General features: G+C 69.0%; 16 protein-coding genes. 6 read left to right on the top strand and 10 right to left on the bottom strand.

Annotated features, from left to right (window positions below; translation table 11 throughout):
* Positions 1-52: 52 nt before the first annotated feature.
* The gene (gene dinB / locus OG817_RS35220; protein WP_393394592.1) at positions 53-1,255 is read left to right on the top strand and encodes a DNA polymerase IV; all 1,203 of its coding nucleotides are present in this window, start codon (positions 53-55) and stop codon (positions 1,253-1,255) included.
* A 14-nt stretch (positions 1,256-1,269) separates the two neighbouring features.
* On the opposite strand, the gene OG817_RS35225 is transcribed toward dinB, so the two are convergent.
* A complete protein-coding gene (locus OG817_RS35225) occupies positions 1,270-1,758 on the bottom strand; it encodes a GNAT family N-acetyltransferase (protein ID WP_406049141.1) in 489 nt (162 codons plus the stop codon).
* Between the two features lie 32 nt (positions 1,759-1,790).
* On the bottom strand, positions 1,791-2,414 hold the full coding sequence (locus OG817_RS35230) for a TetR/AcrR family transcriptional regulator (RefSeq protein WP_406049143.1): 624 nt from the start codon (positions 2,412-2,414) through the stop codon (positions 1,791-1,793).
* A gap of 73 nt (positions 2,415-2,487) precedes the next feature.
* On the opposite strand from OG817_RS35230, the gene OG817_RS35235 reads away from it, so the two are divergent.
* Positions 2,488-2,862, top strand: a complete 375-nt coding sequence (locus OG817_RS35235; protein WP_406049144.1) for an ester cyclase — start codon at positions 2,488-2,490, stop codon at positions 2,860-2,862.
* Between the two features lie 13 nt (positions 2,863-2,875).
* Here OG817_RS35235 and OG817_RS35240 read toward each other — a convergent pair whose 3' ends face one another.
* The 7 genes from OG817_RS35240 to OG817_RS35270 form a co-directional block, all read right to left on the bottom strand.
* Positions 2,876-4,306, bottom strand: coding sequence for a serine/threonine-protein kinase (locus tag OG817_RS35240; protein ID WP_406049146.1), 1,431 nt, complete (start codon positions 4,304-4,306; stop codon positions 2,876-2,878).
* 22 nt (positions 4,307-4,328) lie between these two features.
* Positions 4,329-4,979: a hypothetical protein gene (locus OG817_RS35245; protein WP_406049147.1), complete on the bottom strand. Its 651-nt coding sequence runs from the start codon at positions 4,977-4,979 to the stop codon at positions 4,329-4,331.
* Positions 4,980-5,019: 40 nt separating this feature from the next.
* Positions 5,020-5,664 (bottom strand): DUF5063 domain-containing protein, encoded by a 645-nt coding sequence (locus OG817_RS35250; protein WP_131361381.1) that lies wholly within the window; start codon positions 5,662-5,664, stop codon positions 5,020-5,022.
* Positions 5,657-6,256, bottom strand: a complete 600-nt coding sequence (gene recR, locus OG817_RS35255) for a recombination mediator RecR (RefSeq protein ID WP_350853180.1) — start codon at positions 6,254-6,256, stop codon at positions 5,657-5,659. The genes OG817_RS35250 and recR overlap by 8 nt, the downstream gene beginning before the upstream one ends.
* Position 6,257: 1 nt before the next feature.
* Positions 6,258-6,812, bottom strand: a complete 555-nt coding sequence (locus OG817_RS35260; protein WP_396390936.1) for a YbaB/EbfC family nucleoid-associated protein — start codon at positions 6,810-6,812, stop codon at positions 6,258-6,260.
* A 191-nt stretch (positions 6,813-7,003) separates the two neighbouring features.
* Positions 7,004-7,618 carry a DUF2461 family protein gene (locus OG817_RS35265; RefSeq protein WP_406049149.1) on the bottom strand — a complete coding sequence of 205 codons (615 nt, stop codon included), beginning with the start codon at positions 7,616-7,618 and terminating at the stop codon, positions 7,004-7,006.
* Positions 7,619-7,671: 53 nt separating this feature from the next.
* Positions 7,672-10,308 carry a DNA polymerase III subunit gamma and tau gene (locus OG817_RS35270; protein ID WP_406049151.1) on the bottom strand — a complete coding sequence of 879 codons (2,637 nt, stop codon included), beginning with the start codon at positions 10,306-10,308 and terminating at the stop codon, positions 7,672-7,674.
* Between the two features lie 123 nt (positions 10,309-10,431).
* Here OG817_RS35270 and OG817_RS35275 point away from each other — a divergent pair, with 123 nt between their 5' ends.
* On the top strand, positions 10,432-11,247 hold the full coding sequence (locus OG817_RS35275) for an aminoglycoside 6-adenylyltransferase (RefSeq protein ID WP_406049153.1): 816 nt from the start codon (positions 10,432-10,434) through the stop codon (positions 11,245-11,247).
* A 3-nt stretch (positions 11,248-11,250) separates the two neighbouring features.
* Here OG817_RS35275 and OG817_RS35280 read toward each other — a convergent pair whose 3' ends face one another.
* Positions 11,251-12,876, bottom strand: a complete 1,626-nt coding sequence (locus tag OG817_RS35280) for a long-chain fatty acid--CoA ligase (RefSeq protein ID WP_406049155.1) — start codon at positions 12,874-12,876, stop codon at positions 11,251-11,253.
* Positions 12,877-12,972: 96 nt separating this feature from the next.
* Between OG817_RS35280 and OG817_RS35285 the strand changes: the two genes are divergently transcribed.
* Genes OG817_RS35285 through OG817_RS35295 form a run of 3 tightly spaced genes read left to right on the top strand, consistent with a single transcriptional unit; the run spans position 12,973 to position 14,706 of the window.
* Positions 12,973-13,836 (top strand): N-acyl homoserine lactonase family protein, encoded by an 864-nt coding sequence (locus OG817_RS35285; protein WP_406049157.1) that lies wholly within the window; start codon positions 12,973-12,975, stop codon positions 13,834-13,836.
* The gene (locus tag OG817_RS35290) at positions 13,833-14,300 is read left to right on the top strand and encodes a MarR family winged helix-turn-helix transcriptional regulator (RefSeq protein ID WP_396390930.1); all 468 of its coding nucleotides are present in this window, start codon (positions 13,833-13,835) and stop codon (positions 14,298-14,300) included. The genes OG817_RS35285 and OG817_RS35290 overlap by 4 nt, the downstream gene beginning before the upstream one ends.
* Position 14,301: 1 nt before the next feature.
* Positions 14,302-14,706, top strand: a complete 405-nt coding sequence (locus OG817_RS35295; RefSeq protein ID WP_406049159.1) for a hypothetical protein — start codon at positions 14,302-14,304, stop codon at positions 14,704-14,706.
* The last annotated feature ends 103 nt before the right edge of the window (positions 14,707-14,809 follow it).

Raw genomic sequence — 14,809 nt, forward strand, 5'->3', positions numbered from 1 at the left:
GTGACCGCCTCGGGATTTCTCCCTATCTTCGGCACTGCGAGTATGCGAACATATGTTCGTGGCGGGATCAGGCGGGGCGACCATCCTGCATGCCGACCTGGACGCCTTCTACGCGTCGGTCGAGCAGCGGGACGACCCGCGCCTGCGCGGCCGCCCGGTGATCGTCGGCGCCGGCGTCGTCCTCGCCTGCAGTTACGAGGCCAAGGCCTACGGCGTCCGGACGGCGATGAACGGCGGACAGGCGTTGCGCCGCTGCCCCGGCGCGATCGTGGTGGACCCGCGGATGTCGGCGTACTCGGAGGCCAGCAAGGCGGTGTTCAAGGTGTTCGAGGACACCACGCCGCTGGTCGAGGGCATCTCGATCGACGAGGCGTTCCTCGACGTCGGCGGGCTGCGGAAGATCGCCGGGACGCCGCTGGAGATCGCCCGGCGGCTGCGGGCCGAGGTGCTGTCGAAGGTCGGGCTGCCGATCACGGTCGGGGTGGCGCGGACGAAGTTCCTGGCGAAGGTCGCCAGCGGGGTGGCCAAGCCCGACGGTTTGCTCGAGGTCCAGCCGGACCGCGAGCTGGAGTTCCTGCATCCGTTGGACGTCGAGCGGTTGTGGGGTGTGGGTGAGGTGACTGCTGAGAAGCTGCGAACCCGAGGGCTCACCAAGGTCGGCGACGTCGCGATGCTGCCCGAGGCCGCGCTCGTCGCGATGCTCGGCCGGGCTTCCGGACGACATCTGCATGCGTTGGCGCACAACCGCGATCCGCGGCCGATCGAGGTCGGGCGGCGTCGGCGGTCGATCGGTTCGCAGCGAGCGCTGGGCCGCTCCCCCAAGTCGCCGGCGACACTGGACGCCGTACTGGCCGGACTGGTCGATCGGGTGACGCGGCGGATGCGGACGGCGGGGCGGTCCGGGCGGACGGTGACGCTGCGACTGCGGTTCGACGACTTCAGCCGGGCGACCCGGTCACACACGTTGCCCCAGGCAACCGATCAGACACGGGCGATCCTGATCACCGCGCGGGCGTTGCTGTCCGCGGCCCGGCCACTGATCGCCAGCCAGGGGATCACGATGATCGGCATCTCGGTCGGCAACCTGGAGAACGAGGCCGCCCTGCAACTCGCCCTCCCCTTCGACAAGGCCGCGAACGACGAACTCGACAGCGCGCTCGACCTGGTCAAGGACAAGTTCGGCACCAACGCCATCACCCGCGGGATCCTGCTGGGTCGCGACCAGGGCCTCACGGTGCCGATGCTCCCCGACTAGCCCTCGCGAGCAGGTCAGAGATCGAGGCGGAGTTCGAGGACGAGTTCGTCGCGGAGCGGGATGCCGTAGTCGCCGGTCGCCGGGATCCAGGGCTTGACCGCACGGGCCGCGTCCATCGCGTCGGGGGTGACGCCAACGATCCGCAACCCTCGCCGCTGGTAGAACCGCAGGCCGTCCAGATTGTCGTTGGTCGTGATCAACCACAGCCGCCGAGCCCCCACCTCCCGCGCAACCTCGATCGCGGCGGTCAGCAGGGCACTCCCCACACCCAGGTGCCGAACAGGCGCGTCGATCGTGACGACCTCCAGGTCGCCATCCGCCACCGTGTAGGTGAGCAGACCCACGACCCGGCCGTCCTGCTCCGCGACGAGCGCGGGCAGCGTCGCCGCGTCGTACACCGTCCCGTGGGCGACCACGACCGACCCACCCCAGGCCGCGGTCAAGAGGCCGACGACCGCCTCCTGGTCAGCCTCCGTGCCGGCCCGGACAACAAGCCCCTCCATATCCCGGCAGCCTAGCTTGCCGTGGCGGGGGCTCAGCGCGCCAAAGTTGCCGGGGTGACGCCGACGAGTTTGACCAGGTAGCGGTCGACCTGCTCTTCGAGTGGCGGCCACGGCAGGTCGGGCTCGTTGACGCGCATCGACACCGCTCCGTGCACCGCCGACCTCAGATCCAGCGAGACCTCGTCCGCATCGTCCTCCCGCGCCAGACCTTGGTCGATGCATCGGCGTACGACGTCCGTGGTCTGCTCACCCAGCACGCGCTTGAAGGACATGTCGGCCCGCTGGTTGAGCGTGCTCTCGTGCAGCACCTTGTACAGGCCGGGGTGCTGCCAGGCCCACCCGCCGAGGACGAGTGTCCGGGCACGCAACTCCGCGACCGGATCGGCTGCCTGGTCAGCGGCCTCGCGGACCGAGTCCATCAGTTCCGCGTGAGCCTGCTGGAGCGCGGCGAACACGAGATCGTCCCGATCGGCGAAGTGAAGGTAGACCGACGTCGCCGCGATGCCGATCTCGCGGGCCACCGCACGCAGCGACAACGCCTGGTCGTCGGCGAGCTCGTCGAGCATCCGGATCGCGGTGGTGACGATCTCTTCCCGCAACCGCGCACCGTGCCCGCGCCGATTGCGATCGCGCGCCGAGGCCGAAGGGTCGTTCACATGGTCGATTGTAGCCGAACAACTGTGGCGCTACAGTCGTAGCACTACAACTGTTCACTTAAGGAGCTCACTGATGTATTCCGCCAACCAGCAGACCGTCCTGGACTTCTACGAGGCAGCGCTGAACCAGAAGGATTTCGACCGCGCCCGGCCGCTGCTCGGGCCGTCGTACACCCAGCACAACCCACGGATCGCGGACGGGATCGGCGGGTTCGCGGCGTTCCTTCGCGACATCCGCACGCGGTTCCCCGACCTGCGCGCCGAGGTGAAGCGGCTGTTCGAGGACGGCGACTACGTGATCGCCCACACCCACGGTGTCCGGGTCCCCGGACAGCCCGGAACCGCGATCGTCGACATCTTCCGGTTGGAGGACGGCAAGATCGTCGAGCACTGGGACGTCATGCAGCCGATGCCCGCGGACGCCGCCAATGCGAACGGCATGTTCTGACTGGCTCGCCTGGTCAGTGGTAGCTGTTGTCATGGCGGGGGCCGGCGTACCAGTTGAGGGCGGCCCGGAGTTCGTTCAGTTGGTGCAGGCGGCGTTTGTGGGAGGCGCCGTGGGCGATCGGGTAGAGGCGGGTGCCGCCGTGGTCGTTGCGGCGTGGGCTGGGCAGGGCGGATTGGAAGAGCGGGTCGATCCAGGCGATCAGCCAGGGGCGGCGAGGGTCCCCGGCGATGCGGAGGCGGGTCACTGCCTGCCACGGGACGCTGGCTTGCTGGGAGCCTCTGACCATCGTGACGCCTTCAGGAGTGAGGCGTAGTTGGACTCGGCGTCGCAGGACCAGGCGCCAGCTGCGGATCGTGAGGTAGAGGAGGAACACGTCGAGCGCGAGGAAGAACAGGGCGACCGCGGGATGCATTGTCTGCCTGGTCTCTTCGCTCGGGAAGAAGCCGATGGTCAGGACGGTCAGGAGCGCTGCGAAGACGACCGGCCGGGTCCTGCTGGTCGTGAAGGTGGCACCGGCCGGTTGAACTGACTGCGGCCGTGGATGTGGCTGGGGCTTTGGCTGCGGCGGCGGCGGTTCGGGGAGGAGCTTGGTCGGTGGTGGCGGGAGGCGGATCGTGTCGGCGGGTGGGGCGAGAAGCCCTGTGTTTGCAGGGGATCCGAGGAGGTGGAGCACGTCCGAAGGAGTTGGGCGGTGGGCGGGGTCTTGGACGAGACAGCGGCGTACGGCGTCGTGGAGTGGGCCGGGGAGCGGCGGAATGTGGGGCTGCTCGTGGATGATGCGGTGGAGGAGCGACGCGGGGTTGCCGGTTGCGAACGGACCACGGCCGGACGCCGCGAACACCAGCACCGCGCCCAGCGCGAACACATCGCTGGGCGGGCCGATCGCCGTACCCGTGATCTGCTCCGGCGACAGGTAGCCCGGCGTACCGATCACGAGGCCGGTCGCGGTCAGACTGACCTCCTCGAGCGCACGGGCGATGCCGAAGTCGATCACCCGCGGGCCGTTGCCGGTCAGCACGATGTTCGACGGCTTGAGATCGCGGTGGACCAGACCGCAGCGATGGATGGCCACCAGCGCTTCGGCGAGTCCTCCCGCGAGCGCCTGTACGCCGCCCGGCGTCATCGGTCCGGAGGTCTCGATCGCCCTCTGCAGCGTGGGACCGGGCAGGTACTCCGTGGCCAGCCAGGGATGCTCCGCGTCCGGGTCGGCGTCGACGACGGCGGCCGTGAACGCACCACTGACCTTTCGCGCGGCCTCGATCTCGCGCGCGAACCTGGCCCGGAACCTCGCGTCGTCGGCCAGTTCGTCGCGGACCACCTTGACCGCGACCAGGCGTCCGCCCGGCGAGCGGGCGAGGTACACCGAACCCATCGCGCCGCGACCGAGCCGGCCCTGGATCGCGAACGACCCGATCGTCGTGGGATCGCCTGCCTGCGTAGTCATCGGACAGTCACGCTAACGGGCTTCAGGAGCGCGGGTAGCCGATCTCGGCGATGCTCTCGGCGAGATCGGTCAGACGACGTTGCGGGTTGAGCGAGGTGACGACGTACTCGGTCAGTGGCATCAGCGCGTAGACATGGCGGATCGGCTCGAGGTCGAGGTCCGTCTGGTAGTAGTCCTCGGCGAAGGTCAGGTACGCCTCCGGCCGCCCGTCCGCGATCACCTCGAAGAGCCAATCCGCGCCGTCCTTGTCCACACCTTCGACCGGTCCACAACGCCAGGCGTCGTCGTCCGTCGTACGCCAGAAGCACACCGTGGCGCGCGGCACCATGTCGCGGAACGCCGGTTCGTCCCGCGCACCGTGGAAGACCTCCGGCACGCCGTCGAGCAGTCCCAGCCAGGTCTGCATGTCGTTCCCGTACGGCGACACCGGCGACTCATGGTCGAACCCGTAGGCGAACGCACCGCCCGGCGAGAAGACGATCGAGTACTCGTCACCGGACCCGTTGCGCATCAGCGCGGCTTCCTCGGTCTCCGACCACCGCGCGTCGAACGAGAAATAGCGCAAGTGGTCCGGACTGTCGCTGAGCACCAGATCCAGCACCGCGAGCGCACGACTGACCCGCCGCACCGTCGCCAGATCGGGCAGCCGCTGGATCACCTCGTAGACAGACACCGGGCCATTCAACCGGGCCGCGAGTCCATCCGCACGTGGCCTAGCGGCGCTGGACGGCTTCTTCCGCGACCTCGACCAGCTCGCGGTCGGTGGCTTCGGTTTCGGCGTCGTGGGCCGGCTCGAGCCGGTCGTGCGCGATCAGTGACTGGATCGCTCGCAGTACGGCGCTCGCCGCGGCACCCCAGGTGGACACGTAGGAGAACTGCCACCACCACAGCGCCTCGACGATCCGGCCCTCCTCGTAGTGAGCGAGGCCGTGCACGAGGTCGTTGGCGATCGCCGTCAGGTCGTCGGACAACCGGTTGACGGTGATCTCAGGCGGAGCGGCGTACGGGTCGAAGACCTCGGCGTACTCGTCCAGGCCCTCGAACAGCACCGCGAGCCGGTCGCGCATCGCGTCCAGGTCCGGGTCCGGCCCGGCGTCGGACTCGAACCGCTCGTCCGGGACGAAGTCCTCGAACGCGCCGAGCCGGCCGCCGGCGAGCAGCAACTGGCTCACCTCGAGCAGCAGGTACGGCAGCGAGGCGAGGCCCTCGTCGACCCCGTCCTCGTCCGGCTGTGCGGCGATGTCGCGCACCGAGATCAGGAAGCTCTGCACCTGGTCGGCGATCTGCTCGGCGAACTCGGAGAGGTCCTCGGAGTCGGTGCCCAGCGCGCGCTCTGCAATATCGGTTGAATCAGTCATCGATCGATCGTCGCCCTTCAAACGCCCGTCCGAGTGTGACCTCATCGGCATACTCGAGGTCACCGCCTACAGGAAGTCCACTAGCCAATCGGGTGACGCGCAAGCCCATGGGCCGCAGCAAGCGGCTCAGGTACGTCGCCGTCGCCTCACCCTCCAGGTTCGGATCGGTGGCCAGAATGATCTCGGTCACCTCTCCGCTGGCCAGCCGCTGCATCAGTTCCTTGATCCGCAACTCGTCCGGACCGATCCCCTCGATCGGCGAGATCGCGCCGCCGAGGACGTGGTACCGGCCACGGAACTCGCGGGTCCGCTCGATCGCGACCACGTCCTTGGCCTCCTCGACCACACAGATCAGACTCAGGTCACGGCGCGGGTCGCGGCAGATCCGGCACTGCGCCTCCTCCGCGACGTTGCCGCAGATCTCGCAGAACTTGACCTTCTCCTTGACCTGCACGAGCACATGCGCGAGCCGCCGTACGTCGGTCTCGTCGGCGGCGAGCAGGTGGAACGCGATCCGCTGCGCGGACTTCGGACCGACACCGGGCAACCGGCCGAGCTCGTCGATGAGGTCCTGGACGGCCCCCTCGTACACGTCAGCCCGGGTTCTGACCGGGCTGGCCGGTCCCGTTGCCCGGGTTCACGAACCCGGCACCGCCCGAACTGGGCCCGCCCGTGGATCCGCCCTTGCCCGGGTCGTCGGTCTCTTCACCGGACTCGACCGCCGGGGTCGTCGAACCTGGCAGGCTGAAACCGGCCGGCGCTCCGGATCCACCGAGTCCGGGGATCCCCGCGCCGCCGAAGTCCGGCGCGTCCGGCCCGCCGCCGAAGCCCGGGAGGCCGCCGGCCAGCGGGCCCATCGCCCGGGCCGCGACTTCCTTCGCGTTCTCCGAGGCGTCGCGCACCGCGGCGACGACCAGATCGGCCAGCGTCTCAGTGTCGTCCGGGTCGACCGCCTGTGGCTTGATCGTCAGGCTCAGCAACTCCCCGGTCCCTGACACCAGCGCGGTCACCAGCCCGCCACCCGCCGAGCCCTCGATCTCCTGGCTCTCCAGGTCGGCCTGGGCCTCCATCAGCTGGTTCTGCATCGCCTGCGCCTGCGCGAGCAGATTGGACATGTCGAAGCCCCCAGCACCGCCACCGTCGAACACTGCGATCTCCTCGTCCCAACCGCTCTCTGACTACCCCGAGCCTCAACACTAGCCGGTCCCCAGGACAACCCCACCCCGCACCAGAAACCGACCAGTCTCCCCAAGTTATCCACAAACCTGTGAACATCCCCCTCCACAGGCTGTGAATCCTGTGGAAACCGCCCGGCTGGATCCACACCCCTTGTGGACGACTACGGCTTCTCCCAGCCGGTGGTGACGACGTAGTCGGTGTACCAGGTGGTGAGCTCGATGAGCGGTCGGAGCGCCTTGCCGATCAGGCCGACGTCATGGGTGTCGACCGGCATCTCGGCGTACACGGATCGCCGCCGGAGGAGGTCGGCACGCGGATGATCGGACGAGTACTCGCGCGGCATCCGCACCGCGGTCGGCCCGGTGAGCTCGAAACCGATGCGGCCGAGCGTCTCGACGATCCCGGCGAGCTCGCCGCCGCTGTCCTCTGCGTCGACCATCGCGCGGTACCGCCGGACCTGATCGCTCTCGGGATGCGCCGAGCCACCGCCGAGGGCGAACCCATCGAGGTCGAACGTGAACGAGATCCGGATCCGCCGCGCGATCCAACTCGTCGCGTGCTGCCGCTGCCAGGCCGCGGGGCGATCGGACATCCCGCCCAACCAGAACTTGCCGAACTCGCCCGTCTCGTTCAGTTCGTCACACAGCTCCTGCAACGGGCCGCGCACGTGCCGCTCCAAGTCGTCGCGATGCGACTCCAGCTGAACAGGACTCGGATCGCCGTCGAGATCGACCATCACATCGAACGCCGCGTCGCTCCACCCTTGGAACCCCATACCCAGCAACCTCCCACGCAGCACCGACAAACTTCCCGCGGCCGGTGCTGCTGCTAGTTGGGTTCTTCGGTGATGATCTGGGCGCCGAGAGTTTCGCGGAGGAGGTCGGTGTGGGAGCGGGAGTCGTCCTCGAGGACCACGTCGTCCTCGCCGATCGCGTCGGCTTCTTCCTCGGGAGTGAGAGGGACTTCTGGGGCGACAGGGGCGGCTGCGGCTCGGCGGGCCTGCTCAGCGGCCACGGCTGCTTCCGCCGCCCGGCGTTTGCTGGCCGCCTGCTCGCGGCGATCGGGCGCCGGCCGTCTTGAGGCCGCCTGCCCGTCCTCCCAGGGATCAGGCTCCGGCGGTACGTCGTACTCCGGGTCCGGTGGCTCCTGTACGGCGATCGCAGTACCTGGACCGTCGGACCACTGCCCAGCGGCGCCATTCGAGGCACCCCGCGAGCCCCGACCCGACGCGCCCGAGCCGCCCGCCGGCACATCCCGCGACGAGCCCTGAGAGCCACCACCGGGAGCCGTGCCTGCCCCTGTGCCTACCCCTGTGGCGGCGCTTGAGCCGGCCGGGGTCGCGTCCGCTGCACCGGGCGCACTAGCTGAGCCGGGACCGCCCGCCGATCCATCTGATGCGGGACCACCTGCCGAGGCGGTTCCGCCGGGCGCGGGGCCGCCGCTCGGACCAGTTGCCGTCGCAGGTCCACTACCCGGGCCGCTCGCACCACCTGCGCTGGGCGCGCCGCCCGCACCACCTGCGGGCGTGGTTGAGCCGCCGCCGGCTTGGGGGCCGCTGGGGCGGGGAGCGGCCGGCTGGTGACCGCCGCCGGCGCCTGGGTCGGTGGAGGGGTCGACTACTGCCTCCACACGACGGTTCAGGCCGATGGTGTCGATCATGGCCTGGCGGAGAATCTCGTCGCTGCCGGACCGCGCGAAGCTCTCGCGGGCACCGGCGTTGACCAGCCCGAGCGTCAGAGTTTGGTCGTCGATGGCGATGACCTGGGCGTTCTGGCTCAGCATGATCCAGGCGAACCGGCGCTTGGCCTTCACAGCCTCCAGCACCTCGGGCCACAGCCGCCGGATGTCTACCAACCCAACAGCCCCACCCGCCGGCGCCCCCGCCGCGCTTGCACCCGTCGGAGCTGGCGGCGCGGAAGCCGCCGGAGCTGATTCTGGCGGCGCCGAAGCTGCCGACGCCGAGCTTCCTGACGAAGGTGCGGGTTGGCCTGCAGTCGTTGGCTCTTGTCCCCAAGCGCCCTTCCGGCTAGCTGGACCATCGCTGCTGGCCACGGCATCCGCAGTCGCCGCGCCGGTCGGCGTACCGCCGCTGGAAGGCTCCCCACCCGAGGCCGCGGCTCGGGCGGCCGCACGACTGGTCGATGCACTCGCAGGCGCCTCCGCGGGCGGCTGCGAAGACGGCGCAGGAGTAGACGGCGCAGGCGCGACACCGGATGGCGCAGGCGGAGCGGACTCCGGCGTACCGGCGGGCACACCGATCGTGAGGCGGCGTTCCATCCGGTCCAGGCGAGCCTGAATGCCGTTGGTGGAGTCGTCGGCGCCGGGCAGCAGCACCTTCGCGCAGATCAGCTCGAGCTGAAGCCGAGGAGCAGTAGCGCCACGCATCTCGAGCAGTCCGGCCGCGACGATGTCGGCCGCCCGGGTGAGCTCGGCCGCGCCGATCCCGGCGGCCTGGGTCTGCAGCCTCTCACCCTGGTCCTCGGCGGCCTCGATCAGGCCGGAGGCGACCGCGTTCGGCACGGCGGACAGTACGACGAGGTCACGCAGCCGCCGGAGCAGATCCTCGGCGAACCGCTTCGGATCCTGCCCGGTTTCGATGACCTTCTCGACCGTCTCGAACACGGCCCTGCTGTCGTGCGCCGCGAACCCATCCACACAGGCGTCGAGCAGGGAGTCCGGCGTGAACCCGAGCAGCGCGACGGCGAGCTCGTACGTGACACCGTCCGGCCCCGCACCACCGATCAACTGGTCAAGCACACTCAGCGAGTCACGCACCGAACCTGCGCCCGCACGCACGACCAGCGGCAATGCGGCCGACTCGATCGCAACGCCCTCGGACTCGCACAGAGAGGCCATGTAGTCGCCGAGGGCCTTCGGCGGGACCAGGCGGAACGGGTAGTGGTGGGTCCGGGACCGGATCGTCCCGATCACCTTGTCCGGCTCGGTGGTGGCGAAGATGAACTTGAGGTGCGGCGGCGGCTCCTCGACCAGCTTCAGCAGGGCGTTGAAGCCCTGCGTGGTCACCATGTGCGCCTCGTCGATGATGTAGATCTTGTAGCGGCTCTCGACCGGCGCGAAGAAGGCCCGCTCCCGCAGGTCGCGGGCGTCGTCGACACCACCGTGCGATGCGGCGTCGATCTCGATCACGTCGATGCTGCCGGGACCGCCGCGGGCCAGGTCGGTGCAGGACTTACAGACCCCGCACGGCTCGGCGATCGGGCCCTTCTCGCAGTTGATCGCGCGGGCCAGGATCCGGGCACTGGTGGTCTTGCCGCAGCCGCGCGGCCCGGAGAACAGGTAGGCGTGGTTGACCCGGTTGTTGCTCAGCGCGTTCCGCAGCGGCGCGGTGACATGGTCCTGACCGATCACCTCGGAGAACGTCTCCGGGCGATACCGGCGGTACAACGCAAGGGGTGCTTCCACGCCCGCAACCCTAGCGCCGCCGCCCGACAATTCCTCCCCCACGCCGTGCCGCCGCTCCAGCACCCCAGGTGATCGGCAAGGTCCCGGGCACACTGGGCGGTCGGGTTCCGCTGGGCGCAACGCACCGAGCAGCCACTGCGCGGTGGGTGAGCCTACGCTGCTCGGGTGACTACTGGGGACGAGAAGCAACAAGAGGTCATCGAACGCGCCGGCACCGCGCTACCCGCGGACGAACGGATTCTGGCGGTCTACCTGGTCGGGAGCTACGGCTCCGGCCAGGCGGATCGTTTCAGCGACGTCGACGTGCACTGCGTCGTCACCGACGAGAGCGTCGACTGGTTCGAGGAGAACTGGCTCGAGCTGATGACCGCGCTCGCCGGGCCGACCGTCTGGGCGGATCGCATCCCCGGCCTCGTCGGCGGGCTGGGCATCACCTCCGACTGGCTGCACGTCGACCTCGTGATCCACCCGCTCGCCACGTTCGACCGGTTCCAGTACGACGGAGTGCGGGTGTTGTTCGACCGGGACGGCACGTTGTTCCCGGACGGCGATATCCCAGCAAAACAAGGCCGCCCCGGTACGCCGTACTGGCCGGCCGGCCCGGTCCACCTCTTCTTCTACTTCCTGGGGAACCTGGTCACCGTCCTCGGTCGGGACGAACGCATCGTCGCCAACCAGGGCGTCGGCGCGGTCCGCGATCAGCTGATCAACCTGATGCTGGCGGAGCGCGGAGTACGCCGTACCGGCGGAGCCAAACGCCTCAACGCGTTGCTGTCCGACGAGCAACGCGCCGCACTGGAGGCGATCCCGGCAGCGGGCTCCGACCCCGCCGAGATCGTCGCGGCCAACCAGTACATCTGCCGGCAGTTCATCGAGCGCGGCACCGCGCTGGCCAAGGTCACCGGCGAGGACTGGCCGGCCGAGTTCGTCGACGCGACCCTCACCCACCTCCGCAACCACTTCGGAGTCGACTTCTCCTGACGCCTACTCCAGGTGGTAGTCGGCGAAGCGGGTGCGCAGGTCCTTCTTGGAGAACTTGCCGACCGACGTCTTCGGGACCTCGTCGATGAACTCGACGGCGTCCGGGAGCCACCACTTCGCGACCTGCGGGCGGAGGTACTCGAGGATCTCGTCGCCGGTGACGGTGGCGCCTTCCTGCAGGACCACGCACGCCAGCGGACGTTCGTCCCACTTCGGATGACGTACGCCGATGACGGCTGCTTCCTTGACGTCGGGGTGAGCCATCAGCAGGTTCTCCAGCTCGACAGAGCTGATCCACTCGCCGCCCGACTTGACCAGGTCCTTGGTGCGGTCGACCAAGCGGACCGAGCCGAACCGGTCGATGGCGGCAACGTCGCCAGTCTTCATCCAGCCGTCCTCCGTGGTCAGCTGGACCGGCTCGTCGGGCTGGTAGTACTCGGCCGCGATCCACGGCCCGCGGACCTGCAGCTCGCCGGTGGCCTCGTCGTCCCACGGCAGCGGCGTGATCGACCCCGGCTCGACGATCCGCACCTGGACGCCGGGCAGCGGCAGCCCTTGCCGCGAACGCAGATGGGCCTGCTCGTCCTCAACCAGATCCTTGTTCCGGGCCGGTACGTGCGAAGCCGTCGCCACCGGGCTCGTCTCAGTCATCCCCCACGCCTGCAGGATCGGCCGACCGAGCTTCTCCCGGAAGGCCTCGGACAACGCCAGCGGTACGGCGGACCCACCGCACGGGATCCGGCGGAGCTTGGGAAGCTCGACCCCGTCCAGCAAAGGCAACAAGCCTTGCCAGATCGTCGGTACACCGGCCGACAACGTGACCTCTTGTTCCTGCAGCAGTTTCAGGATCCCCTGCGGAGTCATGTCCGGACCCGGGAAGACCAGGCTCGCCCCCGCCATCGGCGCCGCGTGCGCCAGACCCCACGCGTTCGCGTGGAACATCGGCACGACCGGCATCACGGTGTCCGTCTCGTCCAGCCCGATCCCGGCGTTCGTCAGTACGCCGATCGAGTGCAGCCAGGTGGACCGGTGCGAATACACCACGCCCTTGGGGTTGCCCGTCGTACCGCTCGTGTAACACATCGCGGCGGCCTGGTTCTCGTCCTCGACGTGGAATTCGACCGGCTCGGCAGCGGCCAGCAGCTCCTCGTAGTCGTGGAACCGCGGGTCGTCCGGCACCTCCACACCGGACGCGCCGGCGGGCAGGTCGTCCATCACCACGACGTGCCGGACCATCGGGAGGCGGTCGAGTAGCGGTAGGAAAAGCCCGAGCAGGGAACGGTCGACGAAGACGACCTCGTCCTCGGCATGGTTCGCGATGTAGACGACCTGGTCGGGGAAGAGCCTGATGTTCAGCGTGTGCAGGACACGGCCGGTGCAGGGCGCGGCGAAGTACAACTCGAGGTGACGGCCGGAGTTCCAGGCGAAGGTGCCCACCCGTCCGTCCGCGCTGATGCCGAGCGTGTCCAGGACGCCGCCCAGTCGTCTGGTCCGGTCGGCCCACTCGCCGTACGTGAGCCTCGCCGGCGCCGGACCGCCGGTGTAGACGGTCTTGTCCGGGTAGAACTGCTCGGCCCGGAGAAAGATGCTGTCCAAGGACAGCTGGAAGTTCTGCATCAGACCCTTCATGCAGACACTGTGCCAGCGATGCTGTCAGGTTGGCCATGATCCCGCGGGTGTCGAGAGACAGTTGACACGACATACATGTCGTGTAATCTATTATTCATGACAACGATCGACCGGGTGTCCGTGGTGAGCACGGGCACCGTCAAGATCCGGCCCGAACACGTCGGGCCGACGACCAAGAACCTCTATGTCTGGCTCGCGACCTCACGACAGTGGACGCAGCCCCGACCCATCAACGCGTACGTCGTCCAGCACGCGGATGGGCTGGTGTTGTTCGACACCGGTCAGGACCGCGCGTCCGTGACCGACCCCAGGTACTTCCCCGGCGGCCTGAACGGCGTGGTCTACGACCGGCTGGCGCAGTTCGAGATCGGTCCGGAGCAGACGCTGACCCAGCAGCTCGCGGCCATCGGGTACGACATCCGCGACGTCCACACCGCAGTCTTGTCCCACCTCCACCAGGACCACATCGGCGGCCTGCCCGAGCTCGCGCACGCCCGGATCGTGATCAGCGAACCCGAGTGGACCTCGATGCGCCGACCGCTCGCCGCGGCCCGCGGGTTTCTCCGCTCCCACATCGAACTGCCCGGCCTGCGCTGGGACCTGATCCGGCCCGAACCGCTCGACGACTCCACGATTGCGCCGTTCAACGCCGGGCACGACCTGTTCGGTGACGGCAGCCTGGTCCTGCTGCCGACTCCCGGCCACACGCCCGGATCCCTGTCCCTGCTGGTCCGCCGCCCCGCTGGGCCGCCGCTGTTGATGGTCGGCGATCTCACCTACGACGCCGACCTGCTCGCCGCCGGTGAGCTCCCTGGGGTCGGGTCCAAGTCCACACTCCGGCGTACCGTTGCCCAGGTCAACGAACTGCGGGCGCTGCACCCGGACCTCGTCGTACTGGCCGCCCATGACCCGGCGGCAGCTGGGCTGCTGGCCCAGGCCGTGGGGGCAGGGGCGAAGTGAAGACGGCGGAGGAACTGCGGTACCTGATCCTGGCGATCCAGCGCGAGGGCAACCGACTGCTGGCCGCGGAACTACGGCCACTCGGGGTGACGCCGTCGCAGGCCGAGGTACTGCGGGTGCTGCGCGACCACGGGCCGCTGACCCTCAGCGCCCTCGGCGGGCTGCTCGTCTGCGAGACGGGCAACAGCCCGAGCCGCTTGGTGGATCGGCTGGTCGCGCAGGGACTGGTTCAACGCGACACGGATCCGTCGGACCGGCGCTACCTCGCACTCAGCCTGACCGCGGAAGGCCGCAAGCTCAGCCAGCGGATCGTCGCGGCCGAAAACGTTCTGCACAAGGCGATTGACGATCTTGTCGCCGACCAACCCGTTGATCAGACCATCGAAACGCTGCGCGTCCTGGCCGGCGCCTTCCCCGCCGGGGAGGCGCTCGCCCGCCGACGCGCGGCAGAACAGGACACCTGACATGGAACAAGCAACCCTCACCATCCCGGCCGACCGCGACGCGATCCGCGCCGTACTCCTCGACGTACTCGCTCTGCCCGAGTGGAACGAGGCGTTCGTCTCCCTCTCCGGCCCAGCAGTGCCTGCGGTCGGAACGACGTACGAGCTTCAGGTACGCCCGGGGCTCAGCGGCCGGCTGGAGTACGCCGTGATCGAGCCGGACCGCATCGAGATCCACTGGCAGGTCCTCGGCTTCCGTGAAAGCGGGGTCTGGACGATCGGCAACTTCGGCCTGGTAACCCACGCCTTCACCCAATCCGGCCCCATCGCAGCCATCCTGAAACCCGCCTACCGCGGAATAGCCTATGTCCGTCTGGACCGCCTCGCGGCCCGGATGCTCCCGACACGGGACGTTGGCCAGGCCTAGTCTGCCGCGCATGCTGATCGAGGTTCGTGATACCGATCCTCGGGCATGCATCCCGAGGCCGTCGAGTCGTGGATTCGGGCAGCGAACCTGCGACTTCGTGAAC

Source organism: Kribbella sp. NBC_00889, assembly GCF_045207705.1.
Taxonomy (GTDB): domain Bacteria; phylum Actinomycetota; class Actinomycetes; order Propionibacteriales; family Kribbellaceae; genus Kribbella.